Genomic DNA, 25,958 nt, shown 5'->3' with positions numbered 1-25,958 from the left:
CTTGTTTCTCATGCCAAATACCTTGCGTAAGTCCGAACGGTTGGACAAGAAGAAAGTGATAGAGAAGATGTTTGCGGGCGGCTCACGCTCGTTTTCGGTTTTCCCTTTGCGTGTGGTGTATCTGCCGGTGGAGGAGCTGGAGGCACCCGTTTCCATTCTTGTAAGTGTTTCGAAACGCCGTTTCAAGCGGGCGGTGAAGCGCAACCGCGTGAAACGCCAGATACGTGAAGCCTACCGCATGAACAAACACGGACTGCTGGCCGTGCTGACGGAAAAAAAGTGCCGTCTGGCCGTGGCCTTCATCTATCTTTCGGACCAGTTGGTAGACTCTTCTGTCATTGAGGACCGTATGAAGACAGCTTTGGCACGCATTGCCGAGAAGGTAGCGGCAAATGCTGAAGCCGAGCAAACTCCGCAGGTGTCATGAAGCGTCTGCTTTCATATCTGCTGCTGCTTCCCATCTATTTCTATCAGAAGTGCATATCGCCCATGATAGGGCCTTCATGTCGTTTTACCCCCACTTGTTCGCAATATGCGGTGGAGGCCATCAAGAAACACGGACCTTTCAAGGGGTTTTGTCTGGCAGTCAGGCGCATTCTGCGCTGCCATCCCTGGGGAGGTTCCGGATATGATCCCGTTCCATGAATATTCCAGTAGACATACATACACACCGGCTTCCGCAAGTACCCGGAACTGCCATTGCAAATTGCTATCCCGAAACGTTCTCTCCACAGAGCGGCGGATGGTATTCGGTGGGGATACATCCCTGGCATATAGGTCGGAGTGGAGGTGAACACTCCGGAGCCGAAGGTGCTGTGGCTAGCAGGGTGTGCGGCCTGGAGGAGTTAGTGCGCCATCCCCAAGTACTTGCCGTGGGCGAAGCCGGGCTGGACAAGCTGGCAGATGCTCCGATGGATTTGCAGGTGGAAGTGTTCAGGTGCCAGGCATGTTTGGCAGAGGAAGTGGGAAAGCCGCTGGTGATTCATCTGGTGAAGGCGGTTGATGAACTGCTGAAGGTGAAGCGGGACTTGCGCCCGTCGAATCCGTGGATAATACATGGTTTCCGTGGCAAGGCGGCGCTGGTGGAGGAATATCTGAAACATGGCTTTTACCTTTCATTCGGGGAGAAATACCAGGAAGCAGCCTTGTGCCGGGTACCTGCCGACCGGCTGTTCATCGAAACGGATGAAAGCGAAGTTTCCATCGGGGAATTGTATGCACGCGCTGCCGAAGTGCGCGGCATCTCTCCCGAGGAGCTTGGAGAAACACTCCGGAGAAATGTCTGCAAAGTCTTTTTTAAACCCTAAGAGTTGTTTCTTCGAATAAAGAGTCGTATTTTTGCGCAGATTAAAATAGGAATCAAACAATTCATAGATAATCACTTAAATAATTAATCAGATAACTTAATCATTCGATGAATTTTGTAGAAGAATTAAGATGGCGTGGCATGCTCCACGATATGATGCCGGGTACGGAAGAACTTCTGGCTAAGGAACAAGTGACTGCATACATTGGTTTCGACCCTACTGCGGACTCTTTGCACATCGGGCACCTTTGCAGTGTGATGATTTTGCGTCACTTCCAGCGTTGCGGACACAAGCCGTTGGCACTGATTGGCGGTGCTACGGGTATGATTGGTGACCCTTCCGGAAAGTCTGCCGAACGCAATCTGCTTACGGAAGAGACGTTGCAGCGCAACCTGGCCGGTATGAAGGCCCAGCTCTCCAAGTTCCTGGATTTTGATTCGGATGTCCCCAACCGTGCCGAGTTGGTGAACAACTACGATTGGATGAAGAACTTCACTTTCCTCGATTTTGCCCGTGAAGTGGGTAAGCACATCACCGTGAACTATATGATGGCGAAAGATTCTGTAAAGAAGCGTCTGAACGGTGAGGCACGTGACGGTCTTTCCTTCACGGAATTCACCTACCAGCTGTTGCAGGGGTACGACTTCCTTCATCTGTATGAAACCAAAGGCTGCAAGCTCCAGATGGGTGGCAGCGACCAGTGGGGTAACATCACCACCGGTGCCGAACTGATTCGCCGTACGAACGGTGGGGAGGTATTTGCACTGACCAGCCCGCTGATTACGAAGGCCGACGGTGGCAAGTTCGGCAAGACAGAGTCCGGAAACATCTGGCTCGACCCGCGCTACACTTCTCCATATAAGTTCTACCAGTTCTGGCTGAACGTGAGCGACGAGGATGCCAAACGCTACATAAAGATATTCACTGCACTGTCCAAGGAGGAGATTGACGCTCTGACGGCCGAGCACGAGGCTGCTCCCCATTTGCGCGTCCTTCAGAAGTGCCTGGCCAAGGAAGTGACTATCATGGTTCATTCCGAAGAGGACTATAACGCTGCTGTGGATGCATCCAACATCTTGTTTGGCAATGCAACTTCCGATGCACTGAAGAAGTTGGACGAAGATACGCTGCTGGCTGTGTTCGAGGGTGTTCCCCAGTTCGAAATATCCCGTGATGCACTGGCTGCCGGTGTGAAGGCGGTGGATTTGTTCGTGGATAATGCTGCTGTATTCGCTTCCAAGGGCGAGATGCGTAAGCTGGTGCAAGGCGGTGGCGTTTCTCTGAATAAGGAGAAACTGGCTGCTTTCGACCAGGTGATTACGACAGCCGACCTGCTGGACGAAAAATACCTGCTGGTACAGCGCGGCAAGAAGAATTACTATCTGATTATCGCCAAATAGCGGTATCCTAAAGAGAAGTAATTAAGGAAATAATGCTTCGGCAGTAAAAATAGCCCCGAAATATTTGGATATTTCGGGGCTTCCTTTTATCTTTGCACCGCTTTTTAACAGAAAGCCCTATGTTTGGACTATGGTGTAATGGTAGCACAACAGGTTTTGGTTCTGTTTGTCCAGGTTCGAATCCTGGTAGTCCAACTACGATACAGCTAATTGCAGCTAAAAACCCACTAAAATCGCAAGTTTTAGTGGGTTTTTTTGTTATTCTAAATAGGCATCGAAAAAAACAGACACGATTTCGGTGCCAAATTAGGTGACACAGCAACCTCCCTTTACCGCAATCTTCGAAGGAACTCATGAACTACTAAAAAATGAGTGTAACGAAGAAAATCTCAGTTCTGTTCTGGGCAAGAAAGAGCAGAACCAAAAAAGAGGCGAATACAGTCCCGCTGTATTGCCGAGTCACTGTCGGGGGACAAAGATACGACTTTCCCCTGAATGTATCAATACGTCCGGCATCGTGGATTGCCAAGGCGCAGAGGGCTGCCGGAAAGACGGAAGCTGACCGGGAAGCAAACCGGGTTATCGAGGAAACCGGGCTGCTCGTCACTGAAACCGTCGAACGGATTCAGCAGAAACATTATGAACTGAGCATCGAAAACTTCAAGCTGCAGTTCAAGGCCAAGGAGAACGAATACTCCACCATCACCAAACTTTTCGACTATCACGAGGCCGTAGAGCGCAAGAACCTGCGCCCGGGAAGCTACCGCGGATATATCGTCACAAGAAAACACCTGCTCGATTTCGTTCGTATCAAGTTCCATCTCTCAGACTATTCCATAGAGGCCATAGACAAGGCTTTTGTCTATGAGTTCTTCGCCTACCTGCAGGGCTACCGCCGTGAAGGTACGGTTCGCTGTGCCGTCAACGGGGCGCTGAAGCATATCGCACGGTTCAAGCGGATTATGAATCTGGCCATACAGAATGAGTGGATAACGAACAATCCGGTATGCCTGCTGAAGGTGCACAAGGAGTATGTGGAAAAAGGGTATCTTACGGAGGAAGAAATCAGGCGGCTCAAGGCAGTCACGCTGCCGCCCCACTTGGGCATTGCGAGGGACATATTCATGTTCTCCGTCTATACGGGCATGGCTTACGTGGATATTCTGATGCTGACGAATAAGAACATCACGTTGGGGATAGACGGCTCGCATTGGCTCAACTACCACCGCCAGAAGACTTCGCAGCGTGTGGCGGTGCCGCTGCTGGAGCCTGCCGAGGAGCTGATAGCGAGGTATGCCACTTATCACGGAGAGAAGGCGAAGCAGCCCATTTTCCCCGTGCCTTGCAACCAGGCAATCAACCGTTATCTGAAAACCATCGCCAAAGCGGCAGGCATCCGGAAAGACATCACCTACCACATGGCCCGGCACACGTTCGCCACCACTATCACGCTATCGCACGGCATCCCCATCGAGACGGTCAGCAAGATGCTGGGGCATGCCTCGCTCACCATCACGCAGCTGTATGCCAAGATTGTGGACAAAAAGGTGATGGACGACATGGCACAACTCAAAGAGCTTTATGCCAACAAGGGCAAGGAGGGCGACAATCATGCAAGTAATCAATAAACATACATTATCAATATGAAGAAGAGACTTTTTGAACAGAATGCCCTGCAGGCGGCAGAATGCCTGACGGAAATGACAGATAAGGAGTATCTGCGCAGTGCGGACGTGACACGTATATTCTCTATCAGCAACTCCACGCTGAAGCTGCTGCGGACGAAGGGCGAGCTGCCTTGTTACCGCTTCGGGAAAACCTATCTGTACAAGCGCGAGGAGATAGAGGCGTGTCTGGTGAAAATCATAGCAGGAAAGGAGTGAGTATGGCTAAGCAGGGTTTCAGTTACTACAAGGCGGAGACGGACCGCTTTCAGGACATCAAGATAAAGCGCCTGAAGAAGAAGTACCGTTGTGCAGGGTATGCCGTCTATCAGTACGTGCTCAACGAGATTTACCGGGTGAGGGGCTACTGCCTGACGTTCACCGAAGACCATCTTTTCGACGTGTCCGAATACTGGGACATTGAGGAGGAAGAGGTGACGGCCATCATCGGCTACTGCGCCGAGATAGGGCTTTTCGACAACCGGCTGTGGCAGGAGAAGGGGGTGCTGACGGCCAGGAGCATACAGACGCGCTACATCGACATCTGCAAGGTGTGCAAGAAGACACCCGCCATCGAGGAAGACCTACGGCTGGTTGAAACGGAGAAAGCCGCCCAGGCGCCGGAACCGTTGCCGCAGCTTTTCCCGAGGGAAGAGTTGCCGCCGATGCGGATTATCCCGAAAGCCGAGGGAGGTGCAGTGCCGAAAGCCGTTACCGATGTGCCGGGAACCGCTGCGCCGGTGCCTGCCGTTCCGGCTGTAACCGCACAGACGGAAACGGGGGCAGAGGGCGTTGGGAAGCGGGTTCTGTTGGAGCTGGAAGCAAAGGAGGAGGAAGCGTTTCCGGAAGATTTCCAGAAATTTCCGGAAACTTCTGGAAACTTCTCAGAAGAATGCGACAAATCTATTAAGAGTTATGCTAATAAAAACTCCTCCTCAAACTCCCCCTCAAGGGAGGAGGAGGAGAGAGCTTCGCATTCTTCGGGGAAGGAGAGACTGCAGCTACTGTTCAGGTCGATGAGCATTGCCCCGGATGATGTCCGCTGGATAGGCACGATAGAGGGCATCGATACCGACGGCTCGCCGCTGTGGGCGCTGGCCGACGAGGTGCGGCAGAGCCGGGGCAGGCTCACGGTGTGCAGCTACCTGCTGCCTTCGCTTCGCTCGCTGGTGGCGGCGGGGCGGCTCACGGTAAGGCGGCAGGCGGCCGACACGTCCGAAGAATTGCGGCAGATGCTGCGGCAGGTCAAGGTGCCGAGCTACGACCTCGAACGGGTGCTCGAGGCGGCGCAAGGGCAGGAGAGGGCGTTGCGCGAGGCAATCGACGAAGTGCGGAGGTCGAAGGGCAAGATAAACATGCCGGCAAGGTACATCCTCTCGAAGCTGCGGAAGGCGGTGCCTGCCAAGGCTTCGTGAGGGGGGAAGCCGGAGACAAAGTGCGCTCCCGGCGTGTGTGTCGTGAGCGAAAACAGTGGAAAAACGCTCATGTGGTACGCCTCATGAGCAAAAAAACATCGAAAATGACGAATGGACAACAGACGGCAGCCGCTCCGATTAGCGGCAAGTACTACCCTCGCAAGATGGCGCACGGGTGGTGTGTGGCACACCGCATCACGGCATGCGGAGTAACGATTGAGCGCTTCGGCGTGAAGTACCGGACCTATCGGGAAGCTTTCGAGCGTGCCGGGTGGATGAACCGTGAGGAAGCGGCGGCAGCGCTTCGGGCAGCGTCCGGAAACGGGAAGGAGATACGGCCATGAGCACGGAGAAGGTATCGACACTCACCCTGCGGCTGACAGCGGAGGAAGCGGAGCAGTTGGAGCGGCTGAAGGCGCTGGTGGGTAAATCTACCGGCAGCGAAGCGCTGAAATACGTGATGAAGGAGTATCCCCGTTTCTGTGCCCATTATCGGGAGGAAGCGAAGCTGCGGCGGGAGAGGGAGCAGGAGTTTACCGAGATGCGCCGCGCGTTGTGCGGTTATGTCGAGGCACTGCAACGGTTGCAGGCGGTGGCGTTGAGGGAGTAGTGCTGCCACCCGTCGTGCACGGAGCATCCGGCTCTTCGTCCGCCCCTGCCCCCAATGCACGCCGCCAGCCCGCAGGCGGGCACCCAGGCAGCACGCAAAGGGTGCAGCGGCTACGGCGGTACTCCGTCGCGGGCATAGGCAGGGGAGATGGTGTTGCCGCGCGGGCTTCCGGCTTCTGTGGCCGTGCCGCCTCCCCCTTTGGGATTGCTTGTACACGGCGGGGCAGGCCGCCCTGGGGCAGTGTTGCCGCGCTCTCGGTATCGTCGGGCCCGTCGCCCGCCGATGTTACGGCGACCGTATGCTCCAGTGGTATTGCCTTTTTTCTCTGCCGGGGCAGAAAAAAGAGAGAGGAGGGCGAGTTTTTATAACATAATAAGAATATTTTTCAGCCGGGCGCTTCGCTTGATTCCCGGCTGCGCTACGCTAAAAATATTCGCTATTATGTTAACAATACGCCCTTGCTTCTACGTCAGCGCTCCCTCCGGTCGTCAGAGCTGCCGTAATATCGCAGTTCCTCGCCCCCACGCCTGGGGTGGAGGCATCTCCCTCCGGCTTCGCCGGGCTGCATGCTCCCTGCGGAGCGTGTCTCTGTGCGCCGCCTGCCGTCCGGCCAAGCCTTGGGGTGTGTCCGCGAAGCGGCCAATACCTTTCCCACCGGCTTCGCCGGACGATGCCGGGCAGTCTGCACACATCTTTGCACACACATCGGGTAGTTATCGGGTACCCCTAACTATACTTATATATAGTCTTGGCCTGCAATCCGTGGCATTCCGTACAAAAAGACGTACCTTTACTGATGTAAATCAAACCTTTATGCTTATGACCTCCGACGTTTTCCGCACATCCCTACGCAACACCGACACCTGCCGTCCTGCATCCGGCATTGCCCGTCACCCTGCCGCCCGCCAGCTGGAGAACCGTTCCTACGGTTTCAAGGAGCTGGCCGTGCTCTACTTCCCCAACATCGCGCCGGCAAGCGCCAGCATCCGCCTGAAAGCCTGGATAAAAGACAGTCCCGAACTGCTGCAAGCCCTCGACGAAACCCACTACCACCTGACGGCCCGCGTACTGACACCCCGGCAGAAAGACCTGATAGCGGTTGCCTTCGGCTCCCCATTCTGACGTTCTGCCACTGCGTTTGCCACCTATACCTTTATACAGTAACCCCAACCTTCAGCACGCTCATGACACAACCCGCTATCGTTTCCCAACCCATTGCAGCCGCCACTGCCGCAATGTCTACCGCCAATCTGCCGACGCTCCGTCTGGACTGTAACCGAAACGTCAACCTTATCGTAGTGCACTGCACCGCTTCCCGGTGCGACCGCCAGCTTACCCCGGAAAGCCTCGACCGCCTCCACCGGCAGCGGGGTTTCACCGCCTGCGGCTATCACTTCTACATCACCCGGGAAGGCACCGTATTCCCGATGCGCCCTCTCGATACTGTCGGCGCCCATGTGCGGGGCTTCAATGCCCACAGCATCGGCATTGCCTACGAAGGCGGTCTGCAGCCCGACGGGGCCGCCGCCGATACACGTACACCGCAGCAACGCGAAGCGCTGCGCTTCCTCATCCGGCAGTTGCTCGTTTTGTACCCCAAAAGCACCGTCTGCGGCCATCGCGACCTCAGTCCCGACCTGAACGGTAACGGCGTCATTGAGCCGCAAGAGTGGCTCAAGCAGTGTCCCTGCTTCGACGCCTCCACGGAATATGCTCCGCTTTGCGCCGAGGCCTTCCACCGCAACGGGTGACAGAACCGCACGAAAAACACACTCATCCGTACACAACCACACATAGCGGCCGTGGCTATTCCACTGCTCCGTACCTTCGCCAGCGAACATTTAAAACGTGATACCGCTATGAAAACCGCTTTGAAATGGACACTCAGTGTCCTGAAATTCGTATTTACAAACGAGAGTTTCCGCAACTTCATCGCCTCCCTGCTGGGAAAACCGGGTGATAAAAAAGCTGGGAACAAGTAGCCGCCCGACGTGAGTTCCGGAGGAAGCCGCCCCATCACGGAGCGGCTTTTTCGTGCCCGGACAGTAGGTAACAACCGGTAACAATGGTAACAGTCCGTAACAGTCGGGGTAACAACCGGTAACAATCCGGCATATATCTGCACAAATCAGCACGCATCCTCATGAACCGCCCGACTTTACGCGCGTACATGCGTACATTTGTTCTGCTTCTCCACGATGGGGAGGCGTAACATATACATCAACCCTTTAACCCCTATTTTACCATGTCTGTATCCTATTCCGTATCAGCCCGCAAGAATCCTGCGAAACCGCAGGAAGCCCCCAAGTTCTACGCCCAGGTGCAAGCTACTGACGAATGTACCTTTGACGTGCTTACCCGTGCCGCTGCCGACCGTTCCACCGTGACCAGTGCCGATGCCAAGGCCGTGATGGACAACGTGATGAACATTGCCAAGGAAAAGCTGGCCAGCGGTCAGATTGTCCGTATCAACGACCTCGGCTCCTTCCGTCTGGCCATTAGTACCGAAGGCGTAGAGTCTGCCGATAAATTCACCGCTGCCAACATCAAGAAGGCGCGTATCGTGTTTGTTCCCTGCAAGGAACTGAAGGACATTTGCAAGACATTGTCCTACAAGAAAACCTCTACTGTTGCAACCAAAGGCCAAGGCGGCTCCGAGGACGGTGGAAGTGAGAATCCCGGAGGCGGTGGAAGTGATGGCGACCAGGGCGAGAATCCGTTGGGCTAATCCTTCGTTTTCCACGCAAGAAACACTTGAAATCGTCCCGACGAAATGAAAAAACGTCGGGGCGATTTTTTTTTGTCCCGGCAGGATTTGAAAAAACGAAAGCAAAAAACGGCCGGGCGGTGCCGGGCGTATGGATATGTGCTGCCATGGAGACATTCCGGACATTTTTCCGTACTTGCCGCAGGATGATGTAGGGTTGAAAAACATAAGCTAATGCGATGTAAATGTAGATAGCGTTCAAAGAGAGTTACTCTGTGGATTTTCCTTCTTTTTCTTCACAAAGGTAGGCTCCGGCCGCCATGCAATCAAGAACCGGCTGCGCCTATCCGGAAGAAAAAAATCCTGAGCGCCGGGGCGGCGTGCGGTTTTTTCCTCCCGGATTTCTTGCTTGCATGCCGTCCTCCACCTGAATGGGGTTTAGAAAAAAAAGGAAAAAATGTGGTGGGCGTGCGCTGTGATGGTGCCGGTGTGCGGTTATCCCTGCCGTTTGGTGAGCCATTCGGCGGCTTTGCGCAACGTTGCGGCCAGCTTGGTCTTGTCGGTGGCGGCATCATCGAGGCGAAGCCTCCAGCCCGGTTTCTTGTAACGGCACAAGAAGAGTTCCTGCCCGTCGGGCGAAGTCTCCAGCCCGTAGGTGGACGTTTTCAGAATTCGGGTACTGTTGGGGTTGGTCATGGATGAAGAAGCCCGTCATGCCGATAGCGCAGCGTTTAGAGGTTTAGCAGCTCGTGTTCTTGGGCTTGCTCTTATGTTCCTGGTACCAGTAATACAATCCGGCTGCGTTGGCAACCACGATTATAAATGCAAACATTATCAGTGCTCCCATATTATACTCCTTCCTTTTTGTCGCGTACGAGGTACAAGCCCCAGCCCAGTGACAAGGCTACGGCAAGCGTACCTCCCGCGTAGATTATCCACTGTTGTTCCACTTCTCCGAAAATCGAGGTCAGCACCACGGCGGTGGTGATGTACTTGGCTATATCCATCAGCCATTTTCCCAATTCCTTTTTCATGCTTTTGTTTCCGTATTACAGTTATTGATGGCAGGGTGTCTCCCTATTTCAGTAACACAAAGATAGGCTTTTTTCTTGTAAATTCCTAATAATTAGTGTGAAAACTTCCCGTCTCTTGTGCCGCGAATGACGGATTGACAGCTTTTCCACCGCGCACGCCCACCACATTTTTTCCCTTTTTTCTAAACTTCCACCCAGGTGGAGGACGACATGCAAGCAAGAAATCCGGGAGGAAAAAACCGCACGCCGTCCCGGCGCTCAGGATTTTTTTCTTCCGGATAGGCGCAGCCGGTTCTTGATTGCATGGCGGCCGGAGCCTATCTTTGTGAAGAAAAAAAGGAAAATATACGGAGTAACTGCCCGATGGATATGCAGGGGTATGGGAGGCTTCCCGGCATCGTCCGGTGAAGCCGGTGGGAAAGGTATTGGCCGCTTCGCGGACACACCCCAAGGCTTGGCCGGACGGCAGGCGGCGCACAGAGACACGCACCGCAGGGAGCATACAGCCCGGCGAAGCCGGAGGGAGATGCCTCCACCCCAGGCGTGGGGGCGAGGAACTGCGATATTACGGCAGCTCTGACGACCGGAGGGAGCGCTGACGTAGGTACCGGTATTAAATATAATAATATTTATCGAGGGGAATAGCCGGCGCTTGCGACGCCCCCTCGATATGGATTATTATGTTGAATACTAAGAACCTCTCTCTTTTTTCTGCCTCGGCAGAGAAAAAAGGCAATACCGCTGGAGCATACGGCCACCGCAACATCGGCGGGCGACGGACCCGACGATACCGGGAGCGCGGCAACACTGTCCCAGGGCGGCCTGCCCCGCCGTGTACAAGCAATCCCAAAGGGGGAGGCGGCACGGCCACAGAAGCCGGAAGCCCGCGCGGCAACACCATCTCCCCTGCCTATGCCCGCGACGGAGTACCGCCGTAGCCGCTGCACCCTTTGCGTGCTGCCTGGGTGCCCGCCTGCGGGCTGGCGGCGTGCATTGGGGGCAGGGGCGGACGAAGAGCCGGATGCTCCGTGCACAACGCACAATAGGACTGGTGGCAAATCTTTTAACCGGCTGCCATTCCTGAAGGGAAATCTGCTATCAATTTTCATTGGCCAATCTTCTTGAGCTGCTATTGATTGCTATCACCTATCGGCAGGTTCCGGAGTCCATCTGTTGCTGTAGGACTTCGGTTTGCTATCAATCATCCGGAGGAAGCAATCCAAAGCGGATACTGTCTGCATGAGTCATGTCACGAACACTGTCAGGTATGATATTGATTGTATCAGTAGCTTCCGGCCAATCGTCAACGATATGCGGCGGCTTTTCGTTCTCTTCGATAGTCATTCCCGGAGAGCATGCAATGAGACTTACGAGTGTAGCTATGACGGCGAGTATGATACCTGCGATGAGATTGTGCTTTACATTTCGTATTATTCCTTGTGTATAGGGGTCATTTTCCATATTGTTTTTGAATAATTAGTATCAATTGGCTTTGCAAATATACTATTATTAAATACGATTTTTATCCGTTTTTGTCTATTAATTCCGAAATAACTCATACCTTTGTCCTTATAATTAGAGTTCTTTCCAGATTGCGGATGGGTATGTTTGCGTACTATTAGGTGCCAAAATCGGTGCCATGTATGATAAACATGTTTGCTAAGATATTGAATATCATATTGGATTATTAAAGAAGTTTGTTTTCTGGTAGTCCAACTACGATACAGCTAATTGCAGCTAAAAACCCACTAAAATCGCAAGTTTTAGTGGGTTTTTTTGTTATTCTTTCCCCCTCTTGTTGGCACTATAGGTATAGATTTTTTCTTTTTACGAATCTTTGAACGATATTGCTATATAATTGACACAAATTTATACGGTTTCTCCATTTTCTTTTGTTACATTTGCATCGTGTACGCAAACGATGTGTATTTGATGGCTGAAGTTATAACCTATTAAATGTAGTGCAATCATGAAAACGAACTATGAAATTCGCTATGCTGAGCATCCCGATGATGTGAAAAGCTACGATACGAAAAGCATTCGCTGCGATTTCCTTATAGGGAAGGCATTCTCCCAAAATAAAGTTTCCATTGAGTATAAACTACTTGCAAATCGTACATAAATAGAATATCACTTATTTAAACTTAATAATTTAACGTTATGAATCCGTATTTGAATTTTTCTTTGGAAGGTAAAGTAGCCCTTGTTACAGGTGCTTCTTATGGTATCGGTTTTGCTATCGCTTCAGCTTTTGCAGAGCAAGGAGCAACTATCTGTTTCAACGATATCAACCAGGAGTTGGTAGACAAAGGCTTGGCTGCCTATACTGAAAAGGGTATCAAGGCACGCGGTTATGTATGTGATGTGACAGACGAACCTGCTGTTCAGGCCATGGTAGCCCAGATTGAAAAGGAAGTAGGCTCTGTTGATATCCTCGTAAACAATGCCGGCATCATCCGCCGTGTTCCTATGCACGAGATGGAGGCTGCTGACTTCCGTCGTGTAATCGATATCGACCTCAATGCTCCGTTCATCGTATCAAAGGCTGTTCTGCCTGCCATGATGAAGAAGGGCCACGGTAAAATTATCAATATCTGCTCTATGATGTCCGAACTGGGTCGTGAGACTGTGTCGGCCTATGCCGCTGCCAAGGGTGGCTTGAAGATGCTGACTCGCAACATCTGCTCTGAATATGGTGAATATAACATCCAATGTAACGGTATCGGTCCGGGTTACATCGCTACCCCGCAGACTGCTCCGCTGCGTGAAAAGCAGGCCGACGGTAGCCGTCACCCGTTCGACTCGTTCATCTGCGCCAAGACTCCGGCAGGCCGCTGGCTGGCTCCGGAAGAACTTACCGGTCCGGCAGTGTTCCTGGCATCGGAAGCCTCTAATGCGGTAAACGGTCACATCCTCTATGTAGACGGAGGTATCTTGGCTTATATCGGAAAGCAACCGAAATAAATTTAAGGATAATTGAGAAGGTGATAAAGTGGCAGGATAATGTCACTTGTCACCTTTTTCTTTTGGGCGCGGATTACGCGGATTTCGCGGAAAGGATAAGGAAAATCCGTATAATCCGCGAAATCCGCGCCTAAAAGAAAGTTATACAACTGATTAGGAAAAAGCAATGATTATATGAGAAACTTTCTTTTATTATGTATGGCGGCCCTCTGCTGTCTTGCTTGCAACGATAGCAAGATAGTGACTGTTACGGTAACCAATCCGTTAGCGATGGACCGTTCCGATGAGATGGTAGAGGTGTCCATGACCGAAATCTCAAACCTTCTGAATCTGGCAGACACCGCACAGATTGTGGTTCTGAATGTCGAAGGGGAGCAGGTGCCTTACCAAGTGACCTACGATGACAAATTAATCTTCCCTGCTACGGTAGCCGCCAATGCATCGGCTGCATATACCGTCCAGGCCGGTACTCCCGTCGATGTGGAGGTAAGGGCTTGTGGGCGGCAGTATCCCGAACGTCTGGACGACATGGCCTGGGAGAACGACTTGGTAGGCTTCCGTGCCTACGGTCCTGCATTGCAGGCAAGGGGTGAACGCGGTTTCGGCTACGACTTGTTCACGAAGCGAGGCACTGCTGCACCGGTACTGGAAGACATGTATGCCAAGGAACTGGATGCAGACTCCTGGAAGCAGGTTAATGAATTGCGCAAGACAGACCCGAAGGCAGCCGATGAGCTGGTACGCACATTCTCCTATCATATAGACCACGGTTATGGCATGGACTGCTATGCAGTAGGCCCAACATTGGGAGCCGGAGTGTCTGCATTGATGGTGAATGATACCATTATCTATCCGTGGTGCTACAAGACGCAGGAGGTGCTGGACAACGGTCCGTTGCGCTTCACCGTGAAGCTGGAGTTCAATCCGTTGGCTGTGAAAGGGGATACTGCGGTGGTGGAAACGCGTCTGATTACGCTGGATGCCGGTTCTCATCTGAACCGTACTGCCGTTTCGTATAGCAATCTAAAGGAATCTTTGCCCATTGTTACCGGTATTGTGCTGCACGAACCGGACGGTGCTGTGGTGGCTGATGCCGCCGGTGGTTATATGACGTATGTAGACCCCACTACCGGACCGGATAATGGCAAGATATTTATGGGGGCCGCTTTCCCTGCCGTTGTGAAGGAAGCCAAAACCGTGCTTTTCCCCATAGAGGAGAAGAAGATGCGTAACAATGCGGACGGTCATGTACTGGTTGTCAGCGACTATGAGCCGGGCGCTGACTACGTGTATTACTGGGGCTTTGCCTGGGACCGCGCAGACATCAAGACTGCTGAAGCCTGGAACCGATACATGGCTGATTTTGCACAGAAGGTGCGCAATCCGATGACGGTGAGTATCCGCTAAGTTGATTTTCTTCCTTTTCAGACGGAGAAGCTTGAGAAGCTGGAGGCTTGTAACTGTCCGGGCGAATGACAAGTGTTCTCAGAATAAGCTCTTCCCCTTGTAGACAAGTTCTGCAACGTTTTTGGCCTCCAGTTTTTCCATCAGGCGCTTCCGGTAAGTCTGTATTGTATTGATGCTGAGAAATAGTAATTGGGATATTTCAGAAGTGCTCAGTCCTTGCGAGAGATAGGCGAGCACTTCTTTTTCACGTCTCGACAATTCGGGAAGTGCATGTGGTAGGGTGTTTTGTTTTTCCTTGTCCAGTTCGCTGAAAACATTGCTGAAGTATCTGGTTCCGTTTTTCAGTGTACTGATGGCGTCTCTCAATTCGCTGGTGCTGGCATTTTTTGAAACAGCTCCGTTGATGTTTAGGGTGGATAATTTGGCTATGATCCAAGGTTCTTCATGCATGGTATAGATTAAAATGCCGCATTTGGGTATCTGGCTGTGAAGGTGGGATATGAGTTGGAATCCATTCATATCCGGTAGTTCAAGGTCAATGATGCAAAGGTCGAATCTCTCTTTGAGGGTCAGTTGTTCCACGTCTTTTGCACAAGTGGCTCCTTTGCACGTCACTCCTTCGAGTTGCGAGGCCAATGCGATGATGCCTTCAGCAACAATCGGGTGGTCATCTATTACCAGTATTCTGTATGTTTCTTTGTTTGGTTTCATTCGTTTATGTTAAGCAGTAGGGTGAAAACGTTGTTTTCTGTTGACGAGCATACATTGGCGGTAGCGTTGATGGCTCTGATACGGTCGTTTACGGTGCGCAATCCTATGCCGTCATTGTTGTTTGTTGCTGTTTGTTGCTTGTTTGCATTCTTACCGTTGTCTGTAATTTGCAGGGTATATTTATTTTCATTGTCGGCACGGAGACTGATGACTATATGACTGGCTGAGGCATGTTTCACGATGTTCATGGTGAGCTCTTGTACGATGCGGTACAGCTCATAAGCGGTTTCATTGGGAAGATGGCGTGATGCGTTGTTCTCCGTTGGATGATAGCTGACCTCTATGCCGGTGTTCTCGGTCAGTTTGGCAGCATAACGGTCGAGTATCTGGTCTAGACTGAGATGCTCGAATTCGGGAGGCATCAGTTCGTGTGAGATATTCCGCACGTTGTTTCTCAGTTTGCTGACGAGTGAGGCCAGTTCCTGCTCATTCCCTTTGCCGGCAGAAGTTTCTATCTTCATTTGCAGCCCCAGCAGGTCGTTGGCTATGCCGTCATGCAGTTCCTTGGCAAAATATTTGCATTCCTCTTCCAACCCTTCAATGTAACGGCGTGCCGAGTTCAGTTCGTTTTCTTGCTTTAGCAGTTCAATCTTCTTTTCGGCTATTCGTTTCTTGTGGCGGAGCGTCAACAAAGTAATGAGAGCAAGACCGGACAGAAGGGCTACAGCAATGGAGGCTTTTAGCAGGAAGGCTTGGTGTTCCAGTTGTTCTTGTTGCAGGTGGGCTATCTCCAATTCCTTTTCTTGTGTGTGATATTTCACGTTGAATTCTGCCATTTGTTGCGTCAGATTGTGCTGTGCCAGCGTATCAGTCCACATGCGGGCACTATCCATATAGGTGTAGGCCAGTTTGGGGTTTCCCAAGGCATCGTAGCATCGTGCCATTTGTGTAAATAATGTTTTGGGCTCGGTACCGGTTTTCCGGTTACGCAGCCAGTGGAAGTCCTTCAAGGCGCGGGCATAGTTTTTGCGGTTTGTTTCGGTGGCTGCCCTCGATTGTATGAATCCTATGGCAGCGATGGAGTTGGATGGTACCCGTTGTAGTAGTTTGTTCCCCAATTTCAAGTAGTGGTCTATGGAATCGGGTTGTTCTTTTCGTTCAAAGAGTCTCAGCATGCCGGGCAGGCAGCGTATCTTCCATAAGTCTTCGTTTCCCTCTCCGTGGCAGGCAATGTTCCAGGCTTTGCGGTTGGATTTTTCAGCATCATCCAGCTTGTTCAGCTCAGCCTTTATGGTTGCCCTGATTTGCCAGGTGGTGAAAGCTACGAATGGGTCTTCGGTTCTGGCGGCATGTTCGGTGGCCATGTCGGTATACTTTTCAGCTTCGTCCAGCTGCCTGATATTGAAGTATAGGATGGACACATTGTTGCAGATGTGGGCTATCCAGCTTTCGTCCCCATATTGCAAGGCACTGTCCAGTGCTTTATTGTAATAGTAGAGTGTAGAGTCATTCATTTGGTGCTGACGGTAGAGGAGTCCCAAATCGTTGTATACGCTGATGTGCTTTTCCAAATCATTTATCTGCGGCAGGTAGGGGAGCACATTTTTTTTCATGGCAAAGGCTTCTTCTGTCTTTCCCACATAGACCAGCAGTGTGGCTTGTTCGTTCAGCAAGATGGGATACATGAAGGAGTGCTTTACGTTCCGGGTGGCAAAGGCGCTGTCGAAGCTACGTTGCGCTTCATCGTAGTGTCCTTCTTCCATGAGATTGGCTGCCCGGTTGTAGAAGTGTGCCAACAGAGTGTCTGTTGGTATTTCTCCGGCGTGAAGCAGGATAGTGGTTAAAGAAAAGAGGAGTGATAATAGCTTAGTATGGCGTACCCTCATATCGGTATATTTTAGTGGAATTCAATCTGTGCTTAGTTGTTGCAAATATACGTCTTATTCATTTTGCTTTTTATTGGAGATGCTGAATTTTTTCTGTATGTGGCTGAAAAATCACCTTTTTCAGTGACAAGGAGTGAAAGGAAAAGTTTATTACTTTGCAAAAAATATTAAGCTTTGTCTGGGAATGATAAATGGCCAAAAGTATCTGTCCGGGTTTGAATGGCAGAGTCTTGTTGTCGTGAGATACGGACGGCATTCCTTATACTTTTGTTATTATGGATTTTCCTTAGAGGGATGGGGATAAAACAAGATTTGTAACTTATGAAAATGTTTAAAATGATGGCTGCCTCCATGTTGGGTGTGGCGTTGTGCTTGGGATTCACTGCTTGCAGTGACGATGACGAAAATGAGAATGGTGAGGGTGGCGAAAACACCGCCACTGTGGTCAATCCTTCGCAAGTGTTTACGGGAGGGCTTCCGAAGTCGGTTTCGGGCATGGCGATTTCTCACAATGAAGAAGGGCTGGTGACGAACATTACAACTGAGGATGGGGATAAAGCCGTCTTTGAGTACTTTCCCGCTACTACAAAGGCAGATGTTGCAAAGGACCGAGCAAGAATCACCGTGACGGATGAAGAGGGCGATGTTACAGAACTGAACTTGCAGCTCAACAGCGATGGTTATGTGGAATTTTGCAACTCAATAGACCACGCTGGTACTCCCGATGCCGATGAGTTTACTTGGGAGATGGAATACGACACTGAAGGCCATCTGGTTGTAATGAAACGCTCTGAAAGCGATGGTGAAATAACGAACATCACCTATAAGGATGGAGATGTGGTGAAGACTTCCACACGTTATGTAGCTAGTGGGGATCTCAATGGTGACGGAATTATCGACAGCAATGACGAGTGGGAGTATAGTGCTGCCATAGACTATACGACGGATAATATAACAGCTCCTATCGAGAATAAGGGCTGCCTGATGTTGTTTGATGAAATACTGGATGTGGATATGGACGAGATGATATATGCCTATTATGGAGGCATGCTTGGTAAGGCTACGAAACATCTGCCGCTTGTAGGGCATTATACATACAATGGCGAGGACTCTGTGTCCGATATGTATTTTACATGGACATTGAATTCCGACAGTTATCCTACGGAACTGGTTGTAAAAGACCAGTGGGATGAATACAGATGTACATTTACTTGGTAATTATAAAACATCTGTTTATTCTTGTGGAACAGGACATGAGCCTATAAAATGTAAGGGGTTGCCTTTTGCCGAGACAACCCCTTCTTATTTTATGTGGAATTTATTGTGACAGCAGATGTTGGTAACTTTCTGCTGTTTCAAGTTTATAATACTTTGAATTCATATCCCTCTTCCTTCAGGAAGTCAATGGCGCGCGGCAATGCGTACTGCAGGTTTCCGTTGCACCAGGATTTCAAGGAATCGTGGAAGGTGATGATGGAGCCGTTGCGGGCGTAGCGCATCACGTTGGCTAGCACTTGCGGACCGCGCAGCTTCTTGCTGTAGTCGCGGGTCACGAGGTCCCACATCACAATCTTGTAGGTTCGTTTCAGCGTGAGATACTGGTTGGCGAACATATGGCCGTGGGGAGGGCGGAACAAGAGAGGGTAGAGAACCTTCTCCACATTGCAATTGATGTCCCCACCCATTTCCATGAAAATCTTCGCCTGTTCGGTATTTCCCAGATAATTCTTGGCCGTGTATTCAAATCCACGGATATGGTTGAAGGTGTGGTTACCGATGCGGTGCCCACGCTCAACGACCATCCGGAATTCGTCCGGATGCTTCCGTATGTTGTCACCTACCATGAAGAAGGTGGCTTTGATGTTGTGCTTATCCAGCAGGTCGAGCACCCAGGGAGTTACTTCGGGGATAGGGCCATCGTCGAAAGTCAGATAAACGGCTTTTTCATTGGGGTCCATCCTCCAGACTGCACCGGGATATAGTTTGCGAAAAAACTCAGGAGGTTGTTCTATAAACACGTGATTAAGGATTAAGGGATTAGGGATTTTAAGGATTAGGGATTTTAAGGATTAGGGGTTAAGGATTAGGGGTTAATGATTAGTGATGAACTGCACAGGCTAATCCCTAATCCTTTAATCCCTAATCCTTATTCTCACTCCTTCATTCTGTCCACATACATATTATACAGTTCTTCCACCTTCGGCTCGTAGATTTCGGCGAGCTTGGAGTTGTACTTCTTCATGGCCTTCACCTCGGCATCGAGTACAGCCCAGTGGTATTCAAATTCACGGGTAGAAATCATGAAGCGGTTGTCGTCCAGGCTCAGATACCAGGTCAGGTACTCTACAGCCTTGTCAGCAAGGGCTTTCATCATCTCGTCCGCCTTGGCGGTTTCGCCCAGTTGGTAGTAGGCTTCCGCCATCTGTACGGCACCGTTCTGCCAGTCGTAAGGCACGTTGTAGGCGGGAATCATCTTTTCGGCATAGTCCAGGGCGGCTTTTGCCTTGTCTTTCTTGCCCTCACGCATCAGCTGCTGCACGAGTTGGGAGAAGATGCGACGGTGAGAGTGACACATGCGCATGGCGTTCTCGTCGATATAGATGCCCGGCTTGTCGATGCCACCGAACTTGAACTTGTTCATCAGGTTGTCGTACATCTTTTCGGAGTCTATTGTCACGCCCGTCTTACTGGTGTCGAACGGAGTGAAACGATAGGCAAGACCTTCCTGAACGAAGTGGTTCTCCATGTTCAGCTGGTTCTCCCTGCCTACGCTGACAGCGATATAGATGGGGCGTTCCCAGTTGGCCTCGCTCAGCATTTCGAGCATCATCAACTCGCTCTTGTAGAGGGCGCGTTTGCCTTTCAGCGAAATGTGCATGTAGTCGGGGATTGAGTCGCCCGGTATCATCATGCCGCTGCGGCGCACGGCTTCCTTGTCTACCTTGATGACAATGCTGTCGGTAGGAATCACCTTCAAGTCCTGATTCTTGTTGCGCACCCAGTTCTTGAGGATATTCTTTAGCTCATACGGGTTGTCACCGAATTCTTTCTTTACATTGACCAGTGCTTCGGGATTACCGTCCAGTGCCTGCTTCTCGGCTTCGGCATAGAGCTGGTCGATGCTTTTCTTGTACTCAGGCTGGATGGGGACGTATTCGTTGGTGCCTTCTACGTACTCCATTCGGTCCCACGTGATGGGGAGAGAAGGACTGTCGTAGGCGGGGCGCTTCATCTGGTCGATGTACCAATCGGTCTGCAGGTACGAGAGGTTGCAGGTACGGGCGTCGGTACGGAAACCTTCGGTCTCCTGGTTGTACCAGAGGGGGAAGGTATCGTTGTCACCGTTGGTATAGATAATCGGGTTGCCGCTTTCTTGCAGGGACATCAGGTAGTTCTGGCCGAAGTCGCGTGCCATGTAGCGGTCGCTGCGGTCGTGGTCGTCCCAAGTCTGGCTTGCCATCTGCACGGGGACAAAGAGGCAGGCTACGGAAACGATGGCGGCAGCAGGCAGTTCCTTCATCTTGGCGTAGTCTTGAAGCAGACGGACGAGTCCTGCCACACCCATACCAATCCAGATGGCGAAGGCGTAGAACGAACCGGCGTAGGCATAGTCACGTTCGCGCGGTTGGCTCGGAGTCTGGTTCAGGTAGAGCACGATGGCAATACCGGTCATGAAGAAGAGGAAGAAGACCACCCAGAATTGCTGGATGCCTTTCTGTCCACGGTAGGCTTGCCATAGCAGGCCGATGATACCCAGCAGCAGGGGCAGGCAGTAGAATACGTTGTGTCCCTTGTTGTCTTTCAGTTCCTGAGGCAAGAGGCTCTGGTCGCCCACCAGCCAGTTGTCGATGAACGGGATACCGGTAATCCAGTTGCCGTGTTCAATTTCTCCGCTGCCTTGTATGTCGTTCTGGCGTCCGGCGAAGTTCCACATGAAGTAGCGCCAGTACATCCAGTTGAGCTGGTAGGAGAAGAAGAACTTGATGTTTTCCCACTGTGTGGGCATGTTTACCATAATCATGTTGCCGCATTTGTCATAGGGCACATCGTAACCCTTGATGTCCTGCCAGGCATGGTATTGTTGTGTGTGGGCACTGCTGTACATACGCGGAAACAGCATGTTCTGGGCGTATTCGTACTCAATGCGTCCGGGGATTTCGATGTACGAATCCTTTTCATCGGGTGTAGCTTTCTCCTTGCGGATGAACTTCGTGCCGTTGTACTTGATGCGCGGTTCGCAGTAACCGTCTTTCACGTCCAGCGCCACTTGCGAGGAGAAGGCAGGGCCATAGAACAACGGGCGTGTGCCATACTGCTCGCGTCCCAGGTATTCGCCCAGTGTGAAGATGTCTTCCGGAGAGTTCTGGTCCATCGGCGTGTTGGCGGTGGAGCGGATGACGATAAGTGCATACGAGGAATATCCGATGACAATCATCATGGTGCAGAGCAGCGAGGTGTTCAGCGTGCGTGCCGATACGCGGAATTTCTCTTTGACGGCTGCCTGCGTCTTCGGACGGAGGTAGAGCCACAATGCGGCAATGACAATGACACCGATAACTACCGAGCTGGTACCGTGTCCGTAGAACGGGATACCCAGCATGGCGATAGTGAGTATGAACGAGAGTGCCATACGTGCCTTGTTGCGTTCGGTATAGCTTTCGTAGATACCCCAGATGAGGCAGGCTGCCAACAGGATGATATATACGATGACACCCGTGTTGAAGGACATGCCCAGCGTGTTGACGAAGAGCAGTTCGAACCAGCCGCCCACTTTCACGATACCCGGCACGATGCCGTAGAGTACGGCTGCTACCAGTATGCCCGAAGCGAGCAATGCCAGCAGGGAACCTCGGGCATTGGCGTTGGGTACTTTCTTGTAGTAGTATACCAGTACGATGGCGGGCAGGCAGAGCAGGTTCAGCAAGTGCACGCCGATACTCAGACCGGTCAGGTAGGCAATGAGAATCAGCCAGCGGTCACTGTGAGGCTCGTTGGCAACGTCCTCCCATTTCAGTATGAGCCAGAATACGACGGCAGTGAACAGTGAGGAGAAGGCATACACCTCGCCTTCCACAGCGCTGAACCAAAAGGTATCGCTGAACGTGTAGGCAAGTGCGCCCACCAGACCGCTACCCATGATGGTAACCATCTGGCCGCGTGTGATATTGTTTTCGTCTGTCACCACAAGTTTGCGTACCAGGTGCGTGATGCTCCAGAAAAGGAACAGGATACATGCGCCGCTCATCAGTGCGCTCATGTAGTTCACCATCTTGGCCACGGTGGAGGCATCGGAAGCAAATTGTGAGAACAGGTTGGCTACCAGCATGAAGAACGGTGCGCCGGGCGGGTGTCCTACTTCCAGCTTATAGCCGGTGGTGATGAACTCCGGGCAGTCCCAAAAGCTTGCAGTAGGTTCGATGGTCATGCAGTAGACCGTCGCTGCAATGAGGAAGGTAATCCAGCCTACAAGGTTGTTTACGGTTTTGTACTGTTTCATTCAGATGAAATTCGTTATAATTCAGTTTTGTTTTTTACAAGTTGTTTTGCCATCCGCTTAGTTAACGTATTGGCATATATGGGCGCAAATATAATGATTTCGCTTCTAAATAGGTGACAATAAGCAGCATTATTAGGATAGGTTAAGGGATTTGCTGCATCTATAGATGCAGCACGGTGGAAGTATAGATGCAACGCGGTGGATATATAGATGCAACAATGATGATTCTATAGAGGGAATATCCGGCCGATAAAGGGGATGCGGAAAGGAAGTATCCTCCTTGCTTGTCTAAATGAATCTTTCGTTTATAACCGAAAATCTAGCCTTTTTCGCAAACTTTTTAGGTTATGAACGAAAGAATGGATATACTTAGGAAGTACAATCTCTGGACAAGAGGAGATTTATATTTTCATCGACGAAGTGCAGCTCATCGAAGAATGGGAAAAGTCGGTCAATTCTTATTCGCAGGACTATACCGAGGAGTACGAGCTCTTTATCAGCGGCTCCAACTCACGGATGCTGTCCGGTGAGCTTGCCACGCTGCTTTCGGGGCGATACGTCCAATTTCCGGTATATCCCTTCAGCTATCAGGAGTATACAGAGATAAGGCATCTGGAACAGAACCGCGAGAGCTATATGAATACGGGCGGAATCCCGGAACTTTTTGTCTTGCCCGAAAAGCAGGAGGTGTAGCGCAATTACTTGTCTGCCTTGAAGGACACCATCTTGCTGAAGGACATCAGCCAACGCTACAGCATACGTGACCCCCGACTGCTTGAAGACCTTTTTGCGTTTCTTGTAGGCAATGCCTCTAATTTAGTGTCCATCGGCAACATCGTGAACTATTTCAAGAGCCAAGGCCGGAAGACGGGCTATGATGCCGTGGCTGCTTACATAGGCTATATCGAAGACTCGTTCTTGGCGTATCGTTGTGAACGCTTCGACTTGCGCGGAAAGGAAATACTGTCCGGTACGGCGAAATATTACATCAACGACCTTGTCTTTAAGAATTTTCTCTATCCCGGAACGGCCTATGGGGTGGGTTATAAACTGGAGAATCTTGTCTATCTGGAGTTGCTCAGGGCAGGCTATGATGTCTATACCGGATGTGCCAAAGAAAAAGAGGTGGACTTCATCGCCCGGAAAGGCGACCGTACGATATATCTGCAATCCACCTACATGCTGGTATATGAACAGGCGGTGCGCCGTGAGTATGCTTCGCTGGAGTCGATACAAGATAATTATGAGAAGCTGGTTGTCTCGCTTGACGACTTCTGCCTGCCGTCTCATGAAGGAATAAGGCATGTGCGGGCGTGGGAACTGCATGGGTTGTTGTAAAAGGTGCTGAAAGACGGAAATATCCCTATAACCTTGACAAAAAGTAATGTTTTTTCCGGTTTTCCTGCCGCACTTGGTTTTATAGAAGAACGGATTTAGGATATATTGTGGATATTCAGCTCATAAAGATGCGTTCTTTTTGCATATTCTTCCGCTTTTGTGGGACTTTTATACAGAAATTGGCTACACTTTTAAGCTAAAAAGAGTATACCGTTTTACTAAAATGGGAGTTGCGTTTTAGTAAAACGGTTACTCTGTTTTAGTAAAACGTTCTTTTGCTTTTGCATTTTCGGTGTATCAGGGCTTTCGGAGGTGTGATTTCGATTTATTAGAAGGACGTTCGTTTTGGTATAATGCTTATAACCTGACACTTATGGATTTTCGCTCTCGTATTTCTTTCTGTGTGGATAATCGGTCCGAAATACGGGATTCTCGTGCGATAGAAAATACAAAGTGTCAGAATGACAAAATCATATTTATCTTCTGTAGGTATCAGCCTTAAAAATACTTTCCAATCTTTTTCTTGTTTTCATTCTTTATCGTTAAATTTGCCATCGAAGCAAGGAAGTGTCCTTAGCTTCAATGTTTTGTGAAATGATATTGTAAGAAGCGTTGTGCTTCATTCTTGTCTTTGAGAACCTGAGAAATTTTCGAAACTATACAAGAATGGCATGGACTGCTCCTGCGCTGGTTTCGGCGTGGGTCTGCTGTCTGTTCATTTGTATAGTGGGGTTTTCTCAGGGCCTTCAAAGACGATGGATAGCACGCAGTTCCACGTTCTTTTTTTATATTCAGCAATACTCCCTCCTGAACCAAAGCTCGAATATCGGATCGGAGAAAACATACTTGTTCCCCTCTTTCTCAATGAAATCACGTTCTGTCAGCATACGCTTGTTGCGTGTGATGGTCTGTGCACTGCCCAATTCATATTTCCGCACTACGGGGATGGAGTTGAAGCGGTATTCACCGTCGGCTACAGCACGAAGCATGGCAGTTTGGGCAGCAGTCAGGTTCTCGGTGTCGTTCATGAACATAGGCATGTTGGTGTCTATCAGTTGGCGGGTACGGATTTCGATAATCTCATCTGTCACTTTTTCAGACGTACCGCTCCAGATGAAATAGCACAACTGTTGCAAATACCACGAATGGCATTTCACGATGTCGCACAGTTGTTCTGCTTGCTGTTCGCTGATTTCTTTGTTCGTCCGGTGGAAGGCATTGACGATGAAGGGCACCCATTCCTCTTTCTTTATCTTTTGCAGGAACAGTACTTGTCCGAAGCGGTAGAAGGGGTTAGAAGAATTGTTGAAGATGTCCATCATCATATGCCGCTTGCTTCCGTAAAAGCAATAGGAGACTTGTTGCTGCTTCTGCCAGGCAGAGCGCATTTTTCCCTCCATACTTTTGTAGCCGGGTAGTAGTGCCAGTTGTTGGAACTCGTCGATGCAGACAATCAGGTGTATGCCTTTGGCAGCTGCTATCTTTTCGGGTAGTTCCAGTATCTCCATGACACTTTTTTCTTCCAGTTCCAATTTCAGGTCAAAGGAGAGGGTATCGGTTGGGTCGCTCTTCAATGTGATACTGGGAGAAACGGCTTTAAGAAACTGTTTCACATCTTCAAGCCTCTTTTCAAGGGTGGAGGCGGCGCAAGAAATGACTTCTCGCGCAAAGATGCGGTAGAATTCAGCTTCCGTCTTGATGCTGAATGCATCAATGAAGCAGACACGGATATGCTTGTCTTCTTGTGTCAGTTCGTCCATAGCTACTTTTACAAGCGACGATTTTCCCCATCGGCGCGGTGAAATAAGCATTACGTTGATGCCCGATCCAAGTAATTCTTTCAGTTGCTTTCGTTCTTCTACCCGATTGACGAAACTTTCTTTATCAACCAGTGTGCCGTATTGAAAAGGTGATTTCATAAGCTTTCTGTTCTTGATTTAATGACAAATATACAAATTATACATCAATGTATAATACATCAATGTATAATTTTGTTTGAGCACATGTGCAAAAACACC

Annotated in this window: 25 protein-coding genes, 1 tRNA gene and 2 pseudogenes; 20 read left to right on the top strand and 8 right to left on the bottom strand. The window is 50.5% G+C overall.

Annotation, left to right across the window (positions count from 1 at the left end; genetic code table 11):
- Positions 1 to 10 precede the first annotated feature (10 nt).
- The 14 genes from rnpA to ITJ87_RS03575 all read left to right on the top strand — a co-directional run bounded on the left by rnpA (position 11) and on the right by ITJ87_RS03575 (position 9,124).
- The gene (gene rnpA / locus ITJ87_RS03635; protein ID WP_022400586.1) at positions 11 to 427 is read left to right on the top strand and encodes a ribonuclease P protein component; all 417 of its coding nucleotides are present in this window, start codon (positions 11 to 13) and stop codon (positions 425 to 427) included.
- Positions 424 to 645 carry a membrane protein insertion efficiency factor YidD gene (gene yidD / locus ITJ87_RS03630; protein WP_005831056.1) on the top strand — a complete coding sequence of 74 codons (222 nt, stop codon included), beginning with the start codon at positions 424 to 426 and terminating at the stop codon, positions 643 to 645. The genes rnpA and yidD overlap by 4 nt, the downstream gene beginning before the upstream one ends.
- On the top strand, positions 642 to 1,307 hold the full coding sequence (locus ITJ87_RS03625; protein WP_005834071.1) for a TatD family hydrolase: 666 nt from the start codon (positions 642 to 644) through the stop codon (positions 1,305 to 1,307). The genes yidD and ITJ87_RS03625 overlap by 4 nt, the downstream gene beginning before the upstream one ends.
- A 107-nt stretch (positions 1,308 to 1,414) precedes the next feature.
- Entirely contained in the window at positions 1,415 to 2,707 is a 1,293-nt protein-coding gene (tyrS, locus tag ITJ87_RS03620; RefSeq protein WP_117965021.1) for a tyrosine--tRNA ligase, read from the top strand.
- Positions 2,708 to 2,831: 124 nt separating this feature from the next.
- Positions 2,832 to 2,902, top strand: a tRNA-Gln gene (locus tag ITJ87_RS03615).
- 173 nt (positions 2,903 to 3,075) lie between these two features.
- Positions 3,076 to 4,335, top strand: coding sequence for a site-specific integrase (locus ITJ87_RS03610; protein ID WP_117962904.1), 1,260 nt, complete (start codon positions 3,076 to 3,078; stop codon positions 4,333 to 4,335).
- Between the two features lie 15 nt (positions 4,336 to 4,350).
- Complete coding sequence (locus ITJ87_RS03605) at positions 4,351 to 4,590, top strand: helix-turn-helix domain-containing protein (protein WP_057097992.1); 240 nt, start codon at positions 4,351 to 4,353, stop codon at positions 4,588 to 4,590.
- A 2-nt stretch (positions 4,591 to 4,592) separates the two neighbouring features.
- Complete coding sequence (locus ITJ87_RS18565) at positions 4,593 to 5,786, top strand: DUF4373 domain-containing protein (protein ID WP_220389777.1); 1,194 nt, start codon at positions 4,593 to 4,595, stop codon at positions 5,784 to 5,786.
- A gap of 104 nt (positions 5,787 to 5,890) precedes the next feature.
- Positions 5,891 to 6,130 carry a hypothetical protein gene (locus ITJ87_RS03595; protein ID WP_117965082.1) on the top strand — a complete coding sequence of 80 codons (240 nt, stop codon included), beginning with the start codon at positions 5,891 to 5,893 and terminating at the stop codon, positions 6,128 to 6,130.
- A 77-nt stretch (positions 6,131 to 6,207) separates the two neighbouring features.
- Entirely contained in the window at positions 6,208 to 6,396 is a 189-nt protein-coding gene (locus ITJ87_RS03590) for a hypothetical protein (RefSeq protein ID WP_230391789.1), read from the top strand.
- A gap of 441 nt (positions 6,397 to 6,837) precedes the next feature.
- The gene (locus ITJ87_RS18560; RefSeq protein ID WP_229094248.1) at positions 6,838 to 7,518 is read left to right on the top strand and encodes a DUF4248 domain-containing protein; all 681 of its coding nucleotides are present in this window, start codon (positions 6,838 to 6,840) and stop codon (positions 7,516 to 7,518) included.
- A gap of 113 nt (positions 7,519 to 7,631) precedes the next feature.
- A complete protein-coding gene (locus ITJ87_RS03580; RefSeq protein WP_117962981.1) occupies positions 7,632 to 8,147 on the top strand; it encodes an N-acetylmuramoyl-L-alanine amidase in 516 nt (171 codons plus the stop codon).
- A gap of 108 nt (positions 8,148 to 8,255) precedes the next feature.
- Complete coding sequence (locus tag ITJ87_RS18885; protein WP_255425204.1) at positions 8,256 to 8,378, top strand: hypothetical protein; 123 nt, start codon at positions 8,256 to 8,258, stop codon at positions 8,376 to 8,378.
- 263 nt (positions 8,379 to 8,641) lie between these two features.
- Positions 8,642 to 9,124, top strand: coding sequence for an HU family DNA-binding protein (locus ITJ87_RS03575; RefSeq protein ID WP_057097996.1), 483 nt, complete (start codon positions 8,642 to 8,644; stop codon positions 9,122 to 9,124).
- A 474-nt stretch (positions 9,125 to 9,598) separates the two neighbouring features.
- On the opposite strand, the gene ITJ87_RS03570 is transcribed toward ITJ87_RS03575, so the two are convergent.
- Complete coding sequence (locus ITJ87_RS03570) at positions 9,599 to 9,799, bottom strand: transcriptional regulator (RefSeq protein WP_229095783.1); 201 nt, start codon at positions 9,797 to 9,799, stop codon at positions 9,599 to 9,601.
- 152 nt (positions 9,800 to 9,951) lie between these two features.
- Positions 9,952 to 10,137: a DUF6722 family protein gene (locus ITJ87_RS03565; protein ID WP_057097998.1), complete on the bottom strand. Its 186-nt coding sequence runs from the start codon at positions 10,135 to 10,137 to the stop codon at positions 9,952 to 9,954.
- Positions 10,138 to 10,462: 325 nt separating this feature from the next.
- Between ITJ87_RS03565 and ITJ87_RS03560 the strand changes: the two genes are divergently transcribed.
- Positions 10,463 to 10,717 carry a hypothetical protein gene (locus tag ITJ87_RS03560; RefSeq protein ID WP_147341690.1) on the top strand — a complete coding sequence of 85 codons (255 nt, stop codon included), beginning with the start codon at positions 10,463 to 10,465 and terminating at the stop codon, positions 10,715 to 10,717.
- Between the two features lie 617 nt (positions 10,718 to 11,334).
- Here ITJ87_RS03560 and ITJ87_RS03555 read toward each other — a convergent pair.
- Entirely contained in the window at positions 11,335 to 11,598 is a 264-nt protein-coding gene (locus ITJ87_RS03555) for a hypothetical protein (RefSeq protein ID WP_057098000.1), read from the bottom strand.
- A gap of 508 nt (positions 11,599 to 12,106) precedes the next feature.
- Between ITJ87_RS03555 and ITJ87_RS03550 the strand changes: the two are divergent.
- From ITJ87_RS03550 to ITJ87_RS03540, 3 genes and pseudogenes are all read left to right on the top strand, one after another.
- A pseudogene (locus ITJ87_RS03550) lies at positions 12,107 to 12,241 on the top strand (5-keto-4-deoxyuronate isomerase); the annotation flags it as partial.
- Positions 12,242 to 12,297: 56 nt separating this feature from the next.
- The gene (locus tag ITJ87_RS03545) at positions 12,298 to 13,101 is read left to right on the top strand and encodes a gluconate 5-dehydrogenase (RefSeq protein WP_005831048.1); all 804 of its coding nucleotides are present in this window, start codon (positions 12,298 to 12,300) and stop codon (positions 13,099 to 13,101) included.
- Positions 13,102 to 13,275: 174 nt separating this feature from the next.
- The gene (locus ITJ87_RS03540) at positions 13,276 to 14,508 is read left to right on the top strand and encodes a DUF4861 domain-containing protein (protein WP_005838041.1); all 1,233 of its coding nucleotides are present in this window, start codon (positions 13,276 to 13,278) and stop codon (positions 14,506 to 14,508) included.
- Between the two features lie 78 nt (positions 14,509 to 14,586).
- Here the strand turns inward: ITJ87_RS03540 and ITJ87_RS03535 are convergent, their stop codons facing one another.
- Positions 14,587 to 15,219 carry a response regulator transcription factor gene (locus ITJ87_RS03535; RefSeq protein WP_009037552.1) on the bottom strand — a complete coding sequence of 211 codons (633 nt, stop codon included), beginning with the start codon at positions 15,217 to 15,219 and terminating at the stop codon, positions 14,587 to 14,589.
- A complete protein-coding gene (locus ITJ87_RS03530) occupies positions 15,216 to 17,105 on the bottom strand; it encodes an ATP-binding protein (RefSeq protein ID WP_057259206.1) in 1,890 nt (629 codons plus the stop codon). Before ITJ87_RS03530 ends, ITJ87_RS03535 begins: the two co-directional genes overlap by 4 nt.
- A gap of 321 nt (positions 17,106 to 17,426) precedes the next feature.
- Between ITJ87_RS03530 and ITJ87_RS03525 the strand changes: the two genes are divergently transcribed.
- Entirely contained in the window at positions 17,427 to 18,323 is an 897-nt protein-coding gene (locus ITJ87_RS03525; protein WP_005831035.1) for a DUF4595 domain-containing protein, read from the top strand.
- Positions 18,324 to 18,466: 143 nt separating this feature from the next.
- Here ITJ87_RS03525 and ITJ87_RS03520 read toward each other — a convergent pair whose 3' ends face one another.
- Together ITJ87_RS03520 and ITJ87_RS03515 are read right to left on the bottom strand one after the other, a co-directional pair.
- Positions 18,467 to 19,123: a polysaccharide deacetylase family protein gene (locus ITJ87_RS03520; RefSeq protein ID WP_005831030.1), complete on the bottom strand. Its 657-nt coding sequence runs from the start codon at positions 19,121 to 19,123 to the stop codon at positions 18,467 to 18,469.
- Between the two features lie 134 nt (positions 19,124 to 19,257).
- Positions 19,258 to 22,602: a DUF2723 domain-containing protein gene (locus ITJ87_RS03515; protein WP_005831023.1), complete on the bottom strand. Its 3,345-nt coding sequence runs from the start codon at positions 22,600 to 22,602 to the stop codon at positions 19,258 to 19,260.
- A gap of 390 nt (positions 22,603 to 22,992) precedes the next feature.
- On the opposite strand from ITJ87_RS03515, the pseudogene ITJ87_RS03510 reads away from it, so the two are divergent.
- Positions 22,993 to 23,940: pseudogene (locus ITJ87_RS03510) on the top strand (ATP-binding protein); the annotation flags it as partial.
- Between the two features lie 791 nt (positions 23,941 to 24,731).
- Here the strand turns inward: ITJ87_RS03510 and ITJ87_RS03505 are convergent.
- The gene (locus ITJ87_RS03505) at positions 24,732 to 25,859 is read right to left on the bottom strand and encodes an ATP-binding protein (protein WP_022400582.1); all 1,128 of its coding nucleotides are present in this window, start codon (positions 25,857 to 25,859) and stop codon (positions 24,732 to 24,734) included.
- Positions 25,860 to 25,958: the final 99 nt, after the last annotated feature.

The sequence above is a fragment of the Bacteroides sp. HF-162 genome (assembly GCF_015679285.1).
Lineage (GTDB): Bacteria > Bacteroidota > Bacteroidia > Bacteroidales > Bacteroidaceae > Bacteroides > Bacteroides uniformis.
Note: the sequence above shows the minus strand (reverse complement) of the source record. Positions and strands in the feature narration are given on the sequence as shown.

Coding starts and splice junctions, on each gene's coding strand:
- rnpA (WP_022400586.1), top strand. CDS start 11: ATGCCAAATACCTTGCGTAAGTCCGAACGGTTGGACAAGAAGAAAGTG.
- yidD (WP_005831056.1), top strand. CDS start 424: ATGAAGCGTCTGCTTTCATATCTGCTGCTGCTTCCCATCTATTTCTAT.
- ITJ87_RS03625 (WP_005834071.1), top strand. CDS start 642: ATGAATATTCCAGTAGACATACATACACACCGGCTTCCGCAAGTACCC.
- tyrS (WP_117965021.1), top strand. CDS start 1,415: ATGAATTTTGTAGAAGAATTAAGATGGCGTGGCATGCTCCACGATATG.
- ITJ87_RS03610 (WP_117962904.1), top strand. CDS start 3,076: ATGAGTGTAACGAAGAAAATCTCAGTTCTGTTCTGGGCAAGAAAGAGC.
- ITJ87_RS03605 (WP_057097992.1), top strand. CDS start 4,351: ATGAAGAAGAGACTTTTTGAACAGAATGCCCTGCAGGCGGCAGAATGC.
- ITJ87_RS18565 (WP_220389777.1), top strand. CDS start 4,593: ATGGCTAAGCAGGGTTTCAGTTACTACAAGGCGGAGACGGACCGCTTT.
- ITJ87_RS03595 (WP_117965082.1), top strand. CDS start 5,891: ATGACGAATGGACAACAGACGGCAGCCGCTCCGATTAGCGGCAAGTAC.
- ITJ87_RS18560 (WP_229094248.1), top strand. CDS start 6,838: ATGTTAACAATACGCCCTTGCTTCTACGTCAGCGCTCCCTCCGGTCGT.
- ITJ87_RS03580 (WP_117962981.1), top strand. CDS start 7,632: ATGTCTACCGCCAATCTGCCGACGCTCCGTCTGGACTGTAACCGAAAC.
- ITJ87_RS18885 (WP_255425204.1), top strand. CDS start 8,256: ATGAAAACCGCTTTGAAATGGACACTCAGTGTCCTGAAATTCGTATTT.
- ITJ87_RS03575 (WP_057097996.1), top strand. CDS start 8,642: ATGTCTGTATCCTATTCCGTATCAGCCCGCAAGAATCCTGCGAAACCG.
- ITJ87_RS03570 (WP_229095783.1), bottom strand. CDS start 9,799: ATGACCAACCCCAACAGTACCCGAATTCTGAAAACGTCCACCTACGGG.
- ITJ87_RS03565 (WP_057097998.1), bottom strand. CDS start 10,137: ATGAAAAAGGAATTGGGAAAATGGCTGATGGATATAGCCAAGTACATC.
- ITJ87_RS03555 (WP_057098000.1), bottom strand. CDS start 11,598: ATGGAAAATGACCCCTATACACAAGGAATAATACGAAATGTAAAGCAC.
- ITJ87_RS03545 (WP_005831048.1), top strand. CDS start 12,298: ATGAATCCGTATTTGAATTTTTCTTTGGAAGGTAAAGTAGCCCTTGTT.
- ITJ87_RS03540 (WP_005838041.1), top strand. CDS start 13,276: ATGAGAAACTTTCTTTTATTATGTATGGCGGCCCTCTGCTGTCTTGCT.
- ITJ87_RS03535 (WP_009037552.1), bottom strand. CDS start 15,219: ATGAAACCAAACAAAGAAACATACAGAATACTGGTAATAGATGACCAC.
- ITJ87_RS03530 (WP_057259206.1), bottom strand. CDS start 17,105: ATGAGGGTACGCCATACTAAGCTATTATCACTCCTCTTTTCTTTAACC.
- ITJ87_RS03525 (WP_005831035.1), top strand. CDS start 17,427: ATGAAAATGTTTAAAATGATGGCTGCCTCCATGTTGGGTGTGGCGTTG.
- ITJ87_RS03515 (WP_005831023.1), bottom strand. CDS start 22,602: ATGAAACAGTACAAAACCGTAAACAACCTTGTAGGCTGGATTACCTTC.
- ITJ87_RS03505 (WP_022400582.1), bottom strand. CDS start 25,859: ATGAAATCACCTTTTCAATACGGCACACTGGTTGATAAAGAAAGTTTC.